This is a genomic window from Pseudomonas sp. RIT-PI-a (assembly GCF_001187875.1).
Classification (GTDB): domain Bacteria; phylum Pseudomonadota; class Gammaproteobacteria; order Pseudomonadales; family Pseudomonadaceae; genus Aquipseudomonas; species Aquipseudomonas coleopterorum.
Map to the genome: position 1 here is coordinate 46,492 of NZ_LGIR01000034.1, position 15,957 is coordinate 62,448.

The 15,957-nt window shown below is 61.4% G+C and carries 14 protein-coding genes; 11 read left to right on the forward strand and 3 right to left on the reverse strand.

The features are described 5' to 3' along the window. Nucleotides 1–23: 23 nt before the first annotated feature. Together AC788_RS20640 and AC788_RS20645 are read left to right on the forward strand one after the other, a co-directional pair. Nucleotides 24–839, forward strand: coding sequence for a formate/nitrite transporter family protein (locus tag AC788_RS20640; RefSeq protein WP_049862425.1), 816 nt, complete (start codon nt 24–26; stop codon nt 837–839). Nucleotides 840–879: 40 nt separating this feature from the next. Next, nucleotides 880–1,650, forward strand: a complete 771-nt coding sequence (locus AC788_RS20645) for a nuclease-related domain-containing protein (protein ID WP_049862426.1) — start codon at nt 880–882, stop codon at nt 1,648–1,650. A gap of 38 nt (nt 1,651–1,688) precedes the next feature. On the opposite strand, the gene AC788_RS20650 is transcribed toward AC788_RS20645, so the two are convergent. From AC788_RS20650 to AC788_RS20660, 3 genes are all read right to left on the reverse strand, one after another. Beyond that, entirely contained in the window at nt 1,689–2,885 is a 1,197-nt protein-coding gene (locus AC788_RS20650) for a type II toxin-antitoxin system HipA family toxin (protein ID WP_049862427.1), read from the reverse strand. Continuing rightward, the gene (locus tag AC788_RS20655; RefSeq protein WP_049862428.1) at nt 2,885–3,136 is read right to left on the reverse strand and encodes a helix-turn-helix transcriptional regulator; all 252 of its coding nucleotides are present in this window, start codon (nt 3,134–3,136) and stop codon (nt 2,885–2,887) included. Before AC788_RS20655 ends, AC788_RS20650 begins: the two co-directional genes overlap by 1 nt. A 107-nt stretch (nt 3,137–3,243) precedes the next feature. Next, nucleotides 3,244–4,680: a hypothetical protein gene (locus AC788_RS20660; RefSeq protein ID WP_049862429.1), complete on the reverse strand. Its 1,437-nt coding sequence runs from the start codon at nt 4,678–4,680 to the stop codon at nt 3,244–3,246. A gap of 329 nt (nt 4,681–5,009) precedes the next feature. Between AC788_RS20660 and AC788_RS20665 the strand changes: the two genes are divergently transcribed. From AC788_RS20665 to AC788_RS20705, 9 genes are all read left to right on the forward strand, one after another. Further along, complete coding sequence (locus tag AC788_RS20665; protein ID WP_049862430.1) at nt 5,010–5,465, forward strand: Lrp/AsnC family transcriptional regulator; 456 nt, start codon at nt 5,010–5,012, stop codon at nt 5,463–5,465. 141 nt (nt 5,466–5,606) lie between these two features. Then, nucleotides 5,607–7,289: a flavin monoamine oxidase family protein gene (locus tag AC788_RS20670; RefSeq protein ID WP_049862431.1), complete on the forward strand. Its 1,683-nt coding sequence runs from the start codon at nt 5,607–5,609 to the stop codon at nt 7,287–7,289. A gap of 29 nt (nt 7,290–7,318) precedes the next feature. Further along, nucleotides 7,319–8,101 carry a carbon-nitrogen hydrolase family protein gene (locus AC788_RS20675; RefSeq protein ID WP_049862432.1) on the forward strand — a complete coding sequence of 261 codons (783 nt, stop codon included), beginning with the start codon at nt 7,319–7,321 and terminating at the stop codon, nt 8,099–8,101. Nucleotides 8,102–8,834: 733 nt separating this feature from the next. Then, nucleotides 8,835–9,605, forward strand: a complete 771-nt coding sequence (locus tag AC788_RS20680; RefSeq protein ID WP_049862433.1) for a hypothetical protein — start codon at nt 8,835–8,837, stop codon at nt 9,603–9,605. 55 nt (nt 9,606–9,660) lie between these two features. After that, the gene (locus AC788_RS20685; RefSeq protein WP_049862434.1) at nt 9,661–10,776 is read left to right on the forward strand and encodes a DegT/DnrJ/EryC1/StrS family aminotransferase; all 1,116 of its coding nucleotides are present in this window, start codon (nt 9,661–9,663) and stop codon (nt 10,774–10,776) included. Between the two features lie 37 nt (nt 10,777–10,813). After that, on the forward strand, nt 10,814–12,346 hold the full coding sequence (locus AC788_RS20690) for a lipopolysaccharide biosynthesis protein (RefSeq protein WP_049862435.1): 1,533 nt from the start codon (nt 10,814–10,816) through the stop codon (nt 12,344–12,346). Continuing rightward, nucleotides 12,343–13,269, forward strand: coding sequence for a glycosyltransferase family 2 protein (locus AC788_RS20695; RefSeq protein ID WP_049862436.1), 927 nt, complete (start codon nt 12,343–12,345; stop codon nt 13,267–13,269). The genes AC788_RS20690 and AC788_RS20695 overlap by 4 nt, the downstream gene beginning before the upstream one ends. Nucleotides 13,270–13,276: 7 nt before the next feature. Continuing rightward, the gene (locus AC788_RS20700; protein ID WP_049862437.1) at nt 13,277–13,726 is read left to right on the forward strand and encodes a low molecular weight protein-tyrosine-phosphatase; all 450 of its coding nucleotides are present in this window, start codon (nt 13,277–13,279) and stop codon (nt 13,724–13,726) included. Further along, complete coding sequence (locus AC788_RS20705) at nt 13,723–15,939, forward strand: polysaccharide biosynthesis tyrosine autokinase (protein ID WP_049862438.1); 2,217 nt, start codon at nt 13,723–13,725, stop codon at nt 15,937–15,939. The genes AC788_RS20700 and AC788_RS20705 overlap by 4 nt, the downstream gene beginning before the upstream one ends. Nucleotides 15,940–15,957 lie beyond the last annotated feature (18 nt).

Sequence of the window (15,957 nt, forward strand, 5' to 3'; positions counted from 1 at the left end):
CCACGATCACGCACGAGCCCGCCATGTCTTTGAATACCCCGCAGCAAATTGCCGAAATTGCCGTCGAAAGCGGCTTCAAGAAAGCCCATCTGAGCCTCTCTTCGTTGATGATCCTTGGATTTCTGGCGGGCGCTTTCATCGCCTTCGGATTTCTTCTCGACATTCATGTGAGCACCATGATCCCCAGTGATTGGGCGTCGCTGGGTAACCTGCTGGGCGCTGTGGTGTTTCCGGTGGGGTTGATTCTCGTGGTGCTGGCCGGCGGCGAATTGTTGACTGGCAACATGATGAGCCTGCCCATGGCGCTGTTCGCCGGGCGTATCGGTTTGAGCCAGCTGGTGCGCAATTGGGCGCTGGTGACGCTGGCCAACCTGATTGGCGCGCTGTTCGTTGCCTACTGCTTCGGGCATTTGGTCGGCTTGACCGAAGGCGCCTTCATGGGCAAGACCGTGGCTATCGCCAATGCCAAAGTGTCGGCCAGCTTCGAGCAGGCGTTCATTTCCGGTATTGGCTGCAACTGGTTGGTGTGCCTGGCGGTGTGGCTCAGCTACGCGAGCAAGGATGTGGTCGGCAAGGTGGTGGGCATGTGGTTTCCGGTGATGGCTTTTGTCGCGATCGGCTTCCAGCACGTTGTTGCCAACATGTTCGTCATACCAGCGGCGATCTTTGCCGGGGCGTTGAGCTGGGCGCAGTTCGCCGATAATTTCGTGCCGGTATTCCTGGGTAATGCCGTGGGCGGCGCGGTCTTCGTCGGCTTGGCCTATCATGTGGCGTACTTCAAGACGGCAACCGGCTCCGAAGCATCGTCCACGGCCAGTGGCGCGCAAACGCCGAAATAATCCAGCCAGGCTGGATCAGTACTGTCATCAAGGTTGAGAAATGGACTTCACACCTGTCATCGCCCAGCTCTGGGGAACGCTGAGCTGGGCGCTACCGCTCCTGTTGCTGATCACGCTGTTCAAATCGCCATGGGCCAAGGGTCATATCGGCGAGTTGCTGGTGCGCCTGTTTGCGCACTGGCAACTGGACGCGCAGATCTACCGTCGTCTGCATAACGTCACCTTGAATACGCCGGACGGCACGACGCAGATCGATCATGTGTTCCTCTCGGTCCATGGCATTTTCGTGCTGGAAACGAAGAACATGAGCGGCTGGATTTTCGGCACTGAGCAACAAGCGCAGTGGACGCAGAGATTTCCCAGGCGCAGTTTCAAATTCCAGAATCCCCTTCGGCAGAACTACAAACACCTGAGGGCATTGGAAGCCGCTTTGGATGTCAGCCCTGCGCATCTGCATTCGGTCATCACGTTCGTCGGGGGCAGTACGTTCAAGACCCAGATGCCGGCCAACGTAACGCGGGGCATCGGCTTCATCCGCTATATCAAGTCGTTTCGGCAGGTTGTGTTCAGCGAGGCGGAAGTCGATGACATGTTGCAAGCATTGAAGGCCGGACGTCTGGCGCCGAGCCTTGTGACTCATCGCGAACACGTGCAACACCTCAAGCGTCGCAGCGATCCAAGCGCTGAACGTTGTTGCCCGAAGTGCGGTAGTGCGCTGCTCATCCGCACGCGGAAAACAGGAGCCAATGCCGGGCAGCAGTTTTGGGGATGTTCGGCGTTCCCCAAGTGTAGATTCATGCAAAGTCTCTAGGGTGCTGCCCTTCACTAGACTCCGCATCGAGAGGCAAACTACCCAAATGTTTGCCTGAACGGATCGGCACTTTTCTGTATTGCAGTGACCACGTGCTGCGCTTGCTCCATCACCTCACCCGAGCTCGCCAGCACTTGCTCCAACGCCTGCAGTTGCGTGCGGATAACTTCTTGGGGCTGCTCCACACCACAGAGCTGGGCGAAATCCAGCAAGCCCTGCCGCGAGGCGAACATTGATTTGTTGCCGATCAGGTCCAGGGCAAGTACGTCGTCAGGGATATAGGCCGTGGTGTTGACGATGTCGTAGGCGGGTGCAAGTCGTGCATCGCCTTGGGCGGGATTGGCGTAGAGCAGTCCGAAGTTTTTCAGATGGGCATCGCCGTTGCCGACGATGCAGCTGAGAGTCACGATCGCGAATAGCTGAGACAGTGAATGCTCTATCCGGTCAGGGGCGCAGAACATACGGATGGCTCTGGCAATGGACGAGTAGCTCTTGCTGTACTTCTGTTCGGCAGCCAGGCCCATGAGGGCTGTCATGTCCTCGAAGCCAATGGGGTTGAGCTGCTCGTCCCGATCAAAGCGGCGCATGACGAACAGTTTGGTGTTATCGGACAAGTAGAATTCCGGCACGACGATGCCGGCTGCTTTGGCCACGGACATGCAGAGAAACTCGTTGATCGCCAGGCCAGGGAATTCATCTCGGCCGCTCTTGATGATCAGTTCCGACGTTTTCGAAGTGAATCGCTGCGGAGCGTGGTTTTGATGCTCAGGTACCAGCACCTTGGGTTGCACCCCTGAGATGCCGGCACGCAGGATGTACCGATCAACCAGGCTGGCGAAGATGTCCTCGGCACCATCCCAGGCGAGGATCTCATCCAGCCTTTCTCCGGGGAACTGTTGGCGTTGCAACAGCGCATCGACTTCCGGCGATTTGACTGCGACTCGCCCGATGGGCGAACTGCTGCCTGAAAGTGCCAGGAGTAGCATTGGATCGACGTTTGTCACCTTGGCCAGGCGATTACGCAGCTGCTCCAGCACGTAACCCTCAGGCAGATTCATCTGGAAGATGGGATGAAGTTCTCGATGGCGATATTCATCTATCCGCGGGGGCATGAGCAGACTGATCGCGGTGTGCGCGGCGGCGTCATCGCAATAGCGGAAGATGTAGTCATCTTCGCTGCGTAGCACTCTTCCGCTCTCTCCCTCTGGGGTTGAAACCTGCAGTAGGGTCGGCATCAGTCGAATATCCCGTGAATTTCATCCAGCGTGGGCAGCACGGCAGGGATGACCGTAAGTTCGCAATTCAGCGCAGCGAGCACACGCGCATAGGCAGTCATGCCGACCGAGTGGTCGCCCTTCTCGATCGCAATGACCTTCTGCCGTGTGACAAAAGCCAATGCGGCGAGCCGGGCTTGAGTCATGCCACGATTGAGGCGGCGTTGCCGGATTTGGGCGCCCAGACGGGTAGCAATGAGCTCGTAATCCATGTTGTGTATACGTGACAAATTGAGGTCAATGTAACGTATACCTAACCCTTGTGAAAATAAAGCTTCGGCTGGCACAAAATGCAGCCTTTAGGCTTCTCCGGAAGCACTTACTTGGCCTGCAGGCGAAACCCCAGCAAATTTTCCTGCAGCCGGTACTGCTCGCCAATGTTCCCGCAAAAGCTGGTGCGTGGCAGGAACGCGCCGGCGCCGTTCAGGTAAGGCGGGATGTTGGTGCTCTGTTCGCAGCCTTGCAGGATGCGGCCGCGTAGCGCGCCGTTGGCCTGGGCCGAGCGCAGGGCGCCCAGTGGGGTCGGGTCGGCGACGACCAGGGCGCCGGGGGGCACCAGGGTTTCGTAGGTGCGGGCGAACTGTTCTGCAGAGCGGTCCTGCAGATAGGGCACCAGGTAGTAGCGGATGTCGTTGCGAAACGGCAGCGCTTCGGTATGGGTCGGCAGTTTGACCCAGCCATTGGCGTACAGCCCCCACATCGACAGCAGGGCCGCCGGCCCGGCCACGACCGAAAGGTAGAGCGCGGCGACGCCGAAGCGATTGCCAGGCAGGTACCTGGCCAAGTGAGCGACGCCCAGGATGCTGGCCAAGGCGATGCCGGGCAGGAACAGGGTGAAGCGGTCGAATACGCCGTAGGACACGGCGAACAGGAAGTTGAGCAGCAGCGCGGCCCACAGCACTTGCAGGGCGCGGGTTTTCGGCCATACGAGCAGGCCAATGAGTTGCGGGCCGATCAGTGACAAACCCAGCAGCACCACGGCGTTCTTTTCGTGCCACATGTCGTCGAAACGCCACAGCGTGTCGTTGCGGCCGCCGGGAATGATCGCCAACTGGTCGGGACCGGCCAGGTAACGGCGAGCGATTTCGAACAGGCTCATGCCGCTGTCCAGGTCGCCGATGACAGCGGGCAAAGCGGGTGCAAACCCCAGCGCAATTGCAGGCAGGACGAGCAGCAGGCGCAGTCTGTGCTGAATGGCCAGGTGCACGTACATCGGCAACAGCACCACCAGCGTCAACGGGTGTATCGCCAGGGCCAGGCCACTGAGCACACCGATGGCCAGCAGGCGCGCTGTGGCGCCAAGTCGCGCGGGTGTGGCGAAGCACAGCCAGTAAGCCCCAATGATCAGCACGGCATGCAGCACATAGGGCTCGGCCTTGGTGGACGCCCAGAACACGGCGTGGGCCAATACCGTTGCCGTGGCCGACAGCAGCGCCAGGTGGCGCGCAGCGCCGACGCTGACCGTCAGGCCATGCACGACCAGCGCCAGCGGCAGCAACAGGATGGCGTTGAGCAGGCTGAGCAGGTGCATGCCCAGCAGCGCGTGGACGACACGGCTCACCAGTGCGTGGAACGGATGACTGACCGGCCCCAGGGAGGTGCTGAAGAACGAGCCGTGGGCGGCCTCGGCAAGCATCAGGCCGTTGTCCATCCACTGAATCGGGCCGCTGCTGGCCAGAAAGCTGGCGATCACGGCGCAGGCCAGCATCAGACCGGCCACTACGGTGGGCAGGTGCATGCCACGGGTTGAACTCATGTTCCTTGCTCTCCATGGCCGCGAGCAGCGGACTGTTTGGTCAGGGGATGAAAGGGGCGTTGTTCGGCAAGCGAACTATAGAGGGATTAATTGTTTTGCCACTTCAATTTAATCAATCCACTGCACTCGGCCTGCCGTTCGCCTGACGCCACAAACAGCCGGTTGCAGCGGACTTTTCATCCGTTGCGTCAAACTTTCCATTCAACTAACGCAACGAGGAGCAACAGCGGTTGAAAGACCTGAAGGATCGCCCTTGGCAACATTGCTTTGAGCCGGGCGTCGATAAATGGCCTAATGCGCCGCACTGACTTGCCTATGGAGCCCCCGCCTTGTCCGACCGCCACCCGCTTGCCCTGGATGCCATAGATCGCCAATTGATTGCCGCGCTGCAGCTCAATGCCCGCGAGAGTGTGGCGATGCTCGCGCGCGGATTGGGCATTGCGCGCACGACGGTCACGGCGCGGCTGGCTCGGCTGGAAAGCTCAGGGGTCATCAGCGGGTACGGTGTGCGGCTCGGCCAGCACGCATTGGACGGCGGCCTGCAGGCCTACGTCGGCATCACCGTGCAACCGCGCTCGGGCAAGGACGTAGTGCGACGCCTGAGTGGCATGGCGCAGGTGCAGCAACTGTGCGCGGTGAGTGGCGAGTTCGATTACGTGGCCTGGCTACGCACCGACTCGCCGGAGCAACTGGACCAACTGCTGGACCAGATCGGCAGCGTCGACGGGGTAGAGAAAACCACGACGTCGATCATCCTCAGCAACAAGGTCGACCGCCGGGATTGAACCCCTCGCTTTGCACAATGCAGCGCCGACACGTCTTTACGACCGATAAAACGTCAGATCGACGACACTTTGTGTCTTATTAACCTCATCACGCTTGCCTAGAATGAACCTGCGTTTTCCTCGTTCAGCCAAGGTCCCGCCATGAGCCCAACTTCGCGTCACCCCGCCGACGGCAAGAAGCCCGTCACCGTATTCGGTCCGGATTTTCCCTTCGCCTTCGACGACTGGATCGAGCATCCGGCCGGGCTGGGGGTGATTCCCGAACACCACCACGGTGCCGAAGTGGCCATCGTCGGCGCCGGGATCGCCGGGCTGGTGGCGGCCTACGAGCTGATGAAGCTGGGGCTGCGGCCCGTGGTCTATGAGGCGTCGAAAATGGGCGGACGGCTGCGCTCGCAGAAGTTCGAAGGCACCGAGGATATCGTCGCCGAATTGGGCGGGATGCGTTTCCCGGTGTCGTCTACCGCGTTCTACCACTACGTCGACAAGCTCGGCCTGCAGACCAAGCCCTTCCCCAACCCGCTGACCCCGGCCTCGGGCAGCACGGTGATCGACCTGGAAGGCGAGACCTACTACGGCCAGACCTTGGCCGACCTGCCAGCACTGTTTCAGGAGGTCGCGGACGCCTGGGCCGACGCGCTGGAAGAAGGCGCCCGTTTCGGCGATATCCAGCAGGCGATCCGCGACCGCGATGTGCCTCGTCTCAAGGAGCTGTGGAACACCTTGGTGCCGCTGTGGGACGACCGCACCTTCTATGATTTCGTGGCCACGTCCAAGGCCTTTGCCCAGCTGTCGTTTCATCACCGAGAAGTGTTTGGCCAGGTGGGTTTCGGTACCGGCGGCTGGGATTCGGACTTTCCCAATTCGATGCTGGAAATCTTCCGCGTGGTGATGACCAACTGCGACGATCACCAGCATCTGGTGGTCGGTGGCGTCGAGCAGGTGCCATTGGGTTTGTGGAAGCATGTGCCCCAGCGCTGCGCTCATTGGCCTGCCGGCACCAGCCTGGCGTCGCTGCACCGCGGCGCGCCGCGCGGTGGCGTGAAGAAGATCGCCCGGGCCGCAGATGGCCGCTTTGCGGTCACCGATCACTGGGACGACACGCGGCATTACGCGGCCGTGCTGACCACCTGCCAGAGCTGGTTGCTGACCACTCAGATCGAATGCGAGGAAACGCTGTTTTCGCAGAAGATGTGGATGGCCCTGGACCGTACCCGCTACATGCAGTCCTCGAAGACCTTCGTCATGGTCGACCGGCCGTTCTGGAAGGACAAGGACCCCGAGACCGGCCGCGATCTGATGAGCATGACTCTCACCGACCGCCTGACCCGTGGCACCTACCTGTTCGACCACGGCGACGACAAACCGGGGGTGATCTGCCTGTCGTATGCCTGGATGAGCGATGCCCTGAAGATGCTTCCTCATCCTGTGGAGAAGCGCGTCAAGCTGGCCCTGGATGCCTTGAAGAAGATCTACCCGAAAGTCGACATCGCCGCGCGCATCATCGGTGATCCGATCACCGTGTCATGGGAAGCCGATCCGTATTTCCTCGGCGCTTTCAAGGGCGCCCTGCCCGGCCACTACCGCTACAACCAGCGCATGTATGCGCACTTTATGCAAAGCGCGTTGCCTGATGCACAACGCGGTATCTTCATCGCCGGTGACGACGTGTCATGGACGCCTGCCTGGGTCGAAGGCGCGGTGCAGACGTCGCTGAACGCGGTGTGGGGCATCATGACCCACTTCGACGGCTACACTCACCCGGAAAACCCCGGGCCTGGGGATGTTTTCGATGAACTGGGGCCCATTGCCCTGTCGGATTGACCGCTTCCTTGATCGCAACAGGAGCCCGCATGCGCATAGCCTTGTACCAATGCCCGTCCCAACCGCTCGACGTCGAGGGCAACCTTGCCCGCTTGCAGGCGCGCGCCCGTGAAGCTGCACAGTGGGATGTCGAACTCTTGGTACTGCCGGAGATGTTTCTGAGTGGCTACAACATTGGCGCGGGCGTGGCCCGCAATCTGGCCCAGGCCAGCGACGGTGCCAACGCCGAACAGGTCGCGCAGATCGCTCGGCAATTCGGCCTGGCCATTGTGTACGGCTACCCAGAGCTGGATGAACAGGGCAACGTGTACAACTCGGTGCAGTTGATCGACCGCACCGGTGAGCGCCTGGGCAACTACCGCAAAACCCACCTGTTCGGCGACGCCGACCGCGCCATGTTCAGCGCAGGCGAACAGGCCCCTGCCGTGCTCGAACTCAATGGCTGGAAGCTGGGCCTGCTGATCTGCTACGACCTGGAGTTTCCGGAAAACGCGCGTCGATTGGCGGCAGCAGGGGCGGAGCTGATTCTGGTGCCCACCGCCAATATGGTCCCCTACGGATTCATTGCCGAGGTGACCGTGCGCAGCCGGGCATTCGAGAATCAGTGCTACGTGGCGTATGCCAACTATTGCGGCAACGAGATGGAGTTCGAGTACTGCGGGCTGAGCAGCATTGCCGGTGCCGATGGGCAGCAGATTGCCAAGGCGGGTCGGGATGAGGCGTTGATCGTCGGTACGTTGGACAAGGCCTCTCTGGCATCGGCGCGCAGTGCGTTCACCTATCTGAACGACAGGCGGACCGAGCTTTATTGATGTTGCCGATTTGTAGGCGGGGTCTTGGACCCTGAAAGCTTGACTGGGGCCTGTCTGACACACCGGGGTGTCTTTTCGCGGCCGCTGACCGCTCCTACGGGATGGGGGGTGTGGCGGGAGGGGCGAGTGAGTGATGTCAATAAACCATCATGGGCGTGCTTTGTGGCCCATGGTGGTTTTTTTTTGACGACGGTAAATAGTCGGCTTTTGTGTGGATTTTACTGTTTTACGCCGCTTGCGAAATGATCGGGCCCAGTAACTGCGCGGGTTTGCGGTCCACTGACGGGCTCCCCAGCTGGAAAACTTCAAAAACGTCAAAGAAAGCAGCAATATGCCAGCGCCAAAAATAAATTACCTTATAAATCAATTGCATATGTAATTATATCAAGGCGATTCTAATCGGCGCGCTATTTTTGACGAAAGCAATTGACAGTCCTCCCGCCAAAGCCGATATATCACCCCATCTGCCGCCAACACAGCAGTTGCAGCGACGCCGAAGAGTGTCGCGCAGACCCGACGACTACCCCATTGCCCTGTAAGCGCTGACCTCAATGAGCGGTCCGCGCCGTGTGCTCTGGCCTGTGCAGTCCGTCATGTTCATTGCAGTACGCGAAGTTGGAAGTTGCACATTTCAAGGATCGTCAAGTACGAACCGGGCGGTAGCTTTGCCCAAACACAGAGAACGTTAGTTATGGCGTTCAATCAACCGCGTGTCCAAGGAGGGTTCTTCCTCATGTCACATTTGTTCAACCTGGATGAAAGCACGTCGAACCGCCTGGCGGTCGACATGAATGAACAGGGCTATGCCGTACTGGAAAACGCTTTGGCGCCCTACGTGCTGGAAGAACTTCGTGCTTATGTGGATGACCAGGCCGCGCGCCATAACCATCAGTACTTCGCCTATCACGGCAATGCGCCGCTGGTGGGCAGCCGCTTGGCGGCCACGGCGATGTCGAGCGAGTTTCGCCAGCACCTGGCGCGCCTGCATGAGCAGGGCCAGGGCCATGCTGCGCCCAGCGACCAGGTGTTCCCGGTATTGCGTTGCGTGCAAGGCCACAGCGGCCTGAAGGAATCCAACGCGTTTCACTTCGATGCCACCCTGCTGACCATGCTGGTGCCGATCTTCATCCCCGAGCAGGGCAAGGATCGCGGCGACCTGGTGCTGTTTCCCAACCTGCGCAAGGTGCGGGGCAGCGTGCTGTTCAACGCTGCCGAGAAAGTGCTGTATCAGAACCCGCTGTGCCGGCGCCTGATGGGTTGGTGCATCGAGCGCGGCTGGCTCAAGCCGCTGTTACTGCGCATGAAACCTGGCAACGTGTATTTCTTCTGGGGCTACCGTTCGCTGCATGCCAACCAGCCGTGCGATCCGGCGCACCGGCGTGCCACTGCGCTGTTCCACTACGGTGACCCTCATGCCGGCAGCCTGACCACACGGATGATCCTGCGGCTCAACCAGCACCGCGCCCGACGCGCAGTCGCTCGCAGCAAAAGTCAGGCGTCCTGAGCGGACAATAACGTGTTGGATACCACGGGAATGGCGAGCCGCCAGGGAGCAGCGAATGATCAACGTAACCAAGGCCTATCTAGGCGACATCGACAAGTTCAAGGCCTATGTGGACCGTATCTACGCGTCCCACTGGCTGACCAACCACGGTCCGCTGTGCTGCGAGCTGGAGGAGCGCCTCAAGGATTACCTGGGCGTGCGCCACTTGATCCTGACCAATAACGGCACGCTGGCGCTGCAAGTGGCCTACCGCGCCCTAGGCCTTTCCGGCAGCGCCGTGACCACGCCGTTCAGCTTCGTGGCCACCAGCAGTTCGCTGCACTGGGAAGGTATTCGTCCGGTGTTCGCCGACATCGATCCGCACACGTGGAACCTGGACCCAGAGCAGATTCCAGGCAGCCTGCAGGCCGACACCAGCGCCATCGTCGCTACTCACGTGTTCGGCAATCCCTGCGCAGTGGAACGCATCGAAGCAATCGCTCGTCAGTACCGTCTCAAGGTGGTGTACGACGGCGCCCACGCCTTTGCCGTGAAGCACGCTGGTCAGTCCGTGTACCACTGGGGCGATGCCAGCACCCTGAGTTTCCATGCCACCAAGTTGTTCCACACCATCGAGGGTGGCGCGATCGTCACCAACGACGATGAAGTCGCGGCGCGGGTGCGCAAGCTGTGCAACTTCGGCATCACCGACGTGGACAAGATCGAGGGGCTGGGCACCAACGCCAAGCTCAACGAATTCTGCGCCGCCATGGGGTTGAGCGTGCTCGACGACATCGACAACATCCTCGAGCGTCGCGCCGAGATGGGTCATTACTACCGCCAGCGCCTGGGTGGCTATCTGGACCTGCAACGCCAGGCCGACGACAGCCAGGTCAACTACAGCTATTTCCCGGTAGCCTTGCAGAACGAAACCCAGGTGCTGGCCATGCGCACCGAACTGCAAGCCGGCGGCATCAATCCACGGCGTTATTTCTACCCTTCGCTCGACACTCTTGAATATCTGCAGCCGCAAGCGGTCCAGTACCAGTCGCGCAGTCTGAGCGAGCGAGTGCTTTGCCTGCCCATCTACCCCGGTCTGGCGCGGGCGACTCAGGACCAGGTCGTCGACACCCTGCTGCGCGGCCACGAACTGAGTTACCCACAATCCGTTTCATGGGCCACCGCTGTATGAAAACAGGCATGAATTCGTTGAACCAGGGCACGCGTCGATGAAGAAGCTTTCGGTCATCCACAACACGGCCCTCAGCTACCTGGGCCAGGCCTATGCGCTGGTGATCGGCATCTTGATCATGCCGTTCTACCTCAGCCATCTGGGTGCCGAGGCCTATGGCTTGATCGGCTTCTATGCCGTGATGCAGGCCTGGCTGCTGCTGCTCGACGCTGGTGTGTCGCCGTCGCTGGTGCGCCAGATCGCTCATCACCAGGGCAGCAGCGACAGCGCGGCGGCCAAGCGTATCGGCGGCTGGTTGATGCGCTCCTTCGAGCTGGTGTTTCTGCCCATGGCACTGATGTGCGCGTTGGGTGTGTACCTGGCCAGCGACTGGATGGCCGCCCATTGGCTGCAGGCCCAGGCACTGGAGCCGCAGACCATCGTCAACTGCGTGATTCTGATGGGGGTGATGGTTGGCCTGCGCCTGTTCGCCACGCTGTACAAGAGCGGCCTGCAAGGCCTGGAGATGCACGCCTGGTTGAACAACGCCAACGTGGTCATCGCCACGCTGCGCTACTTCGGCGGCCTGGTGCTGGTGACCTGGGTGTCGCAGGACGCGCAGGTGTTCTTCGAGTTCCAGCTGTTCGTGGCGCTGGTGGAGACCTTGATCTTCGCTGCCAAGGCCTACCGCCACCTGCCTGCACCGACCCCGTTGAGCGGGTTCAACTGGGCGCTGGTCAAGCCGATCCTGCCGTTCGCGGCCAGCGTATCGCTGACCGCCGTGGTCTGGATCGTGCTGACCCAGCTCGACAAGGTGCTGTTGTCCAAAGTGCTGCCGCTGGCCGAATACGGTTACTTCTCGCTGGTCGCATTGCTGACCACCGGCATCATGATGATGATCAACCCACTGGTGCAGACCTTGCTGCCGCGCATGACGGTACAGGTCGCCGAAGGCCGCGAAAGCGACATGCATGCCCTGTACCTGGGTGCCAGCCGCTTCGTCAGCACCTTCCTGTTTCCGCTGGCGGCGATCATCGCGTTCCATGCCGAGCCGCTGCTGTTTGCCTGGAGCGGTGATACACAAGCCGCTCAGTGGGGGGCGCCGATCCTGTTCTGGTACGCCCTGGGCAGCGCCATCCTGGCGGTCAGCGCGTTCCAGTACCACCTGCAATACGCCTACGGCGAAATGCGCCTGCACATCGGCTACAGCGTGGTGTCGGCCGTGATCAGCGTGCCGGCGATGATCATCGCGGTGTACGGCTGGGGCGCCCTGGGCGCGGCCGTGACCTGGTTCATGCTGCGCCTGGTGTCGTTCGCGCTGTGGCCACAAGTGGTGCATCGGCGCCTGGCGCCCGGCCTGCACCGGCCCTGGCTGCACGACATTCTGCGCATCAGCCTGAGCACCGTGTTCGGCGTGCTGCTGACCCATCCGTTGTTCAAGGCCATTGCCGGCGGCTCCAGCGACCGACTGGTGATCTTCGCCGCCCTGGCCGTGTGTGGCGTGCTGACCCTGGCCCTGGTGGCCGCCACCTACAAACCACTGGCCCTGCGGGTCTTCCTCAAGTTGAGCAGAGCGAGCGCCGAACGATGAAGCGGACCGAACAACAGATCATGCAGGCCTGGCCACAGGGGCAGGAACCGTTGCTGTCGATCACCTGCCCGGCCTACAACCAGGTCGAGTACATCGAGCAGACCCTGGACAGCTTTCTGGCGCAACGCACCACGTTCGCCTTCGAGATACTGATCAACGACGACGCCTCCAGCGACGGCACGACGCAGGTCATCGAGCGCTACGCCGAGCAGTACCCGAACCTCATCAAGCCGGTGATTCATCAGCACAACCAATACCAGCTGGGACGCTGGTGCTTTCCAGCGCTGTTCAACAGGGCCCGCGGCAAGTACATCGCCTATTGCGAGGGCGATGATTACTGGATCGACCCGCTCAAGTTGCAGAAGCAGGTGAACTTCCTCGAAGCCAACGCCGATTACGTGCTGACCTACCACGACGCCATGGCGTTCGACAGCGAAGGTGAACGGGGTATCCAACTGATCGGCAAGTACCAGGCCGATGCCAGCGCCATGGACCTGCTCAAGGCCCGCCCGATCTCGACCCTGACCACCTGCTTTCGCAACGTGCTGCACGAGCTGCCCCGCGAGCTTGCGCAAGCGCCGGTGCTGGACCTGTGCTGGTGGTCGATGCTCGGTGCCCACGGCAAGGGCAAGTACCTGGCCGACATCGCCCCGGCACGCTACCGCCTGCACCCTGGCGGGATCTTTTCCCAGCGCCCGGGCCAGAACAAATTGCAGATGACCCTGCACACCTACGCGTGCCTGGCCAACTACTACTTCCGCCAGGGCGACCGCGTGCTCTACGAGCACTTTCTGGTGCAGGTGTCCGGCATGTGTGTGGCGGCGATCCGTCCGGTACAGAAATTCCGCGCCCTGCTGCATGTGTCGGGCAACGTCAGCCGCAACCTGATACGGCGCCTGACGCCGGCCGCGGCGAGAGGCTGAAGACGAGATGATCAACAAGGTTTTGGTGATCTGCATCGGCAACATCTGCCGCAGCCCCATGGCAGTGGCGCTGTTGCGTCACCACGCGCCGCACCTGCAGGTTGAATCGGCGGGCCTGAGGGCCTGTGTTGGCGAAGACATGGACAGCCTGACCGCACAGGTACTGGCCGACAACCAAGTGCCACGGCCGGCGCACGCTGCCTGCCAGCTGACCGACGAGCAGGTGCGTTGGGCCGATCTGATTCTGGTCATGGACCAGCGCCAGTTGCGCAGCATCACCGACACGGCCCCGCACACGCGCGGCAAAACGTTTCTGATCGGCAAGTGGCGCGACGATTTCGAAATCGACGATCCCTATCGCCGCCCCATTGCCGCCTTTCAAAGGACCTACACCGAATTGACTCGGTGTATCGAAGGCTGGCTGCCCTACCTGAGTTCCGAGGATCGACAAAGATGACCGCGATGAACCGTTCAAACCTGGAGTACTACAAGGACACCCAGATCGATCTCGCGACGATTCTTCGGACCTTGTTCGATCACAAGAAACTGATTGCCGGAGTCGTGGCTCTGTTCACGCTGCTGGGTGCTTTCTACGCCGTGGTCGCCACGCCGGTGTACCAGGCCAACGCCATGATCCAGATCGAACCGAAGAAGGTCGGTCTGGATGCGACCCCGCAGCTCAACACCAAGCCGTCCTCGGTATCGGAAGCGGTGACCGAGATCGAGCTGATCAAGTCGCGTACCGTGCTGGGCCAGGTGGTCAGCGACCTCAAGCTGGACGTGGTGGCCACGCCGCGCTACTTCCCGGCGATCGGGCGCTACATGGCGCGCGAATTCACCCCGACCGGCAACCAGACACTGGCCGCGCCGCTGTTCGGTCTGGAGGCGTTCGCCTGGGGCGGCGAGAAGATCGACGTGTTCAACCTGGACGTGCCGGCAAACCTGCTGGGCGAGCGCCTGACCCTGATCGCCGGGCCGAACGGCACGTATCGCCTCGTGGGTACCGACGGCGCGCCACTGCTCAGCGGCCGTGTCGGCGAGGTCAGCCAGGGCAACGGCGTGACTCTGCAGTTGGCCGAGCTCACCGCTCGCCCCGGCACTGAATTTCGCCTGGTGAAGAACCGCCTGCTCAACACCTCGCTGGACTATCAGCAGCGTCTGCGCGTAGCCGAGTCGGGCAAGGATTCGGGCATCGTCTACCTGAGCATCAACGACACCGACCCAGTCCAGGCCAACCGCGTGCTGGATGAAGTCAGCCGCCTGTACGTGCGCCAGAACGTGGAACGCAGTTCGGCCGAAGCGGCCCAGCGCCTGGATTTCCTGCGCTCGCAACTGCCCGTGGTGCGCAAGGAACTGGAAAAGTCCGAAGAAGCCCTGCACGCCTTCCAGATGCGTACCAAGTCGGTGGACATCACCCTTGAGACCAAGGCCCTGCTCGACCAGATGGTCGCCTACGACGCCCAACTCTCGGAGCTGCGCCTCAAGCGCACCGACCTGGATCGCCTGTACACCCGTCAGCATCCCGCGTCGGCAGCGTTGAGCCAGCAGATCAGCCAGATCGAGTCGCAGAAGACCTCCCTGCAAGCGCAGATCAAGGGCCTGCCCGAGACTCAGCAGGAATTGCTGCGCCTGACCCGTGACATGCAGGTGACCACCCAGACCTACACCCTGGTCCTGAACAAGAGCCAGGAGCAGGACATCATCCGCGCCGGCAACATCGGCAACGTGCGCATCATCGACAAGGCCGACAGCAACATCGAAGAGCCGGTCAAGCCGATGCGCGCGGTCATCGTTCTGGTGGCGATGCTGTTGGGCACCCTGGTCGCCGTGGCCATCATCTTCATCCGCCAGGCGTTCTACCGCGGCGTGGAAAACCCCGAGGTGATCGAGAGCCTGGGCATGCCGGTGTACGCCTCGCTGCCGCTGTCGCGCCAGCAGGAACGTTTGCAGAAGAAACGTGGCAAGGGTGTGACCAACCGCGAATCGCGCTTGCTCAGCGTGGCCGCGCCGAGCGAGCTGGCCATCGAGTCGTTGCGCAGCCTGCGCACCAGCCTGCACTTCGCGATGATGGAAGCACGCAACAACGTGCTGATGATCACCAGCCCCATGCCCGGCGTGGGCAAGTCGTTCGTCAGCGCCAACCTGGCGGTGATCATTGCCCAGGCCGGCAAGCGCGTGCTGCTGATCGACGGCGACATGCGCAAGGGCTACCTGCACCGATCGTTCGGCCTGCAGCCCAAGCACGGCCTGTCCGATGCCCTGGCCGCGCGCCTGGGCAACACCGAGGTGATCAATGCCACCGAAGTGGACAACCTGCACCTGATCGCCTGCGGCTTTGCCGCGCCCAACCCTTCCGAACTGTTGATGCATGACAACTTCAGCAAGCTGCTGCGCGAGCTGTCGCCGCATTACGACCTGGTGATCATCGACACTCCGCCGGTGATTGCCGTGACCGACGCCAGCCTGATCGGGCGCCAGGCCGGGACCACCCTGCTGGTCGCTCGCTTCGGCCAGAGTTCGGTCAAGGAGATCGAGGTCAGCAAGCGTCGTCTTGCGCAGAACGGCGTGCTGGTCAAGGGCGCGATATTCAACGGCGTGATCCGCAAGGCGTCCACCGCCGAGTACGACTGCGCTGCCTACGGCTACGACTATTCGCCGAGCAAGAAGTGATCGCCGATCCAGGCAGGA

Excerpts from the sequence above, each read along its gene's own strand:
- AC788_RS20640 (WP_049862425.1), top strand. The coding sequence starts at position 24 with ATGTCTTTGAATACCCCGCAGCAAATTGCCGAAATTGCCGTCGAAAGC.
- AC788_RS20645 (WP_049862426.1), top strand. The coding sequence starts at position 880 with ATGGACTTCACACCTGTCATCGCCCAGCTCTGGGGAACGCTGAGCTGG.
- AC788_RS20650 (WP_049862427.1), bottom strand. The coding sequence starts at position 2,885 with ATGCCGACCCTACTGCAGGTTTCAACCCCAGAGGGAGAGAGCGGAAGA.
- AC788_RS20655 (WP_049862428.1), bottom strand. The coding sequence starts at position 3,136 with ATGGATTACGAGCTCATTGCTACCCGTCTGGGCGCCCAAATCCGGCAA.
- AC788_RS20660 (WP_049862429.1), bottom strand. The coding sequence starts at position 4,680 with ATGAGTTCAACCCGTGGCATGCACCTGCCCACCGTAGTGGCCGGTCTG.
- AC788_RS20670 (WP_049862431.1), top strand. The coding sequence starts at position 5,607 with ATGAGCCCAACTTCGCGTCACCCCGCCGACGGCAAGAAGCCCGTCACC.
- AC788_RS20675 (WP_049862432.1), top strand. The coding sequence starts at position 7,319 with ATGCGCATAGCCTTGTACCAATGCCCGTCCCAACCGCTCGACGTCGAG.
- AC788_RS20680 (WP_049862433.1), top strand. The coding sequence starts at position 8,835 with ATGTCACATTTGTTCAACCTGGATGAAAGCACGTCGAACCGCCTGGCG.
- AC788_RS20685 (WP_049862434.1), top strand. The coding sequence starts at position 9,661 with ATGATCAACGTAACCAAGGCCTATCTAGGCGACATCGACAAGTTCAAG.
- AC788_RS20690 (WP_049862435.1), top strand. The coding sequence starts at position 10,814 with ATGAAGAAGCTTTCGGTCATCCACAACACGGCCCTCAGCTACCTGGGC.
- AC788_RS20695 (WP_049862436.1), top strand. The coding sequence starts at position 12,343 with ATGAAGCGGACCGAACAACAGATCATGCAGGCCTGGCCACAGGGGCAG.
- AC788_RS20700 (WP_049862437.1), top strand. The coding sequence starts at position 13,277 with ATGATCAACAAGGTTTTGGTGATCTGCATCGGCAACATCTGCCGCAGC.
- AC788_RS20705 (WP_049862438.1), top strand. The coding sequence starts at position 13,723 with ATGACCGCGATGAACCGTTCAAACCTGGAGTACTACAAGGACACCCAG.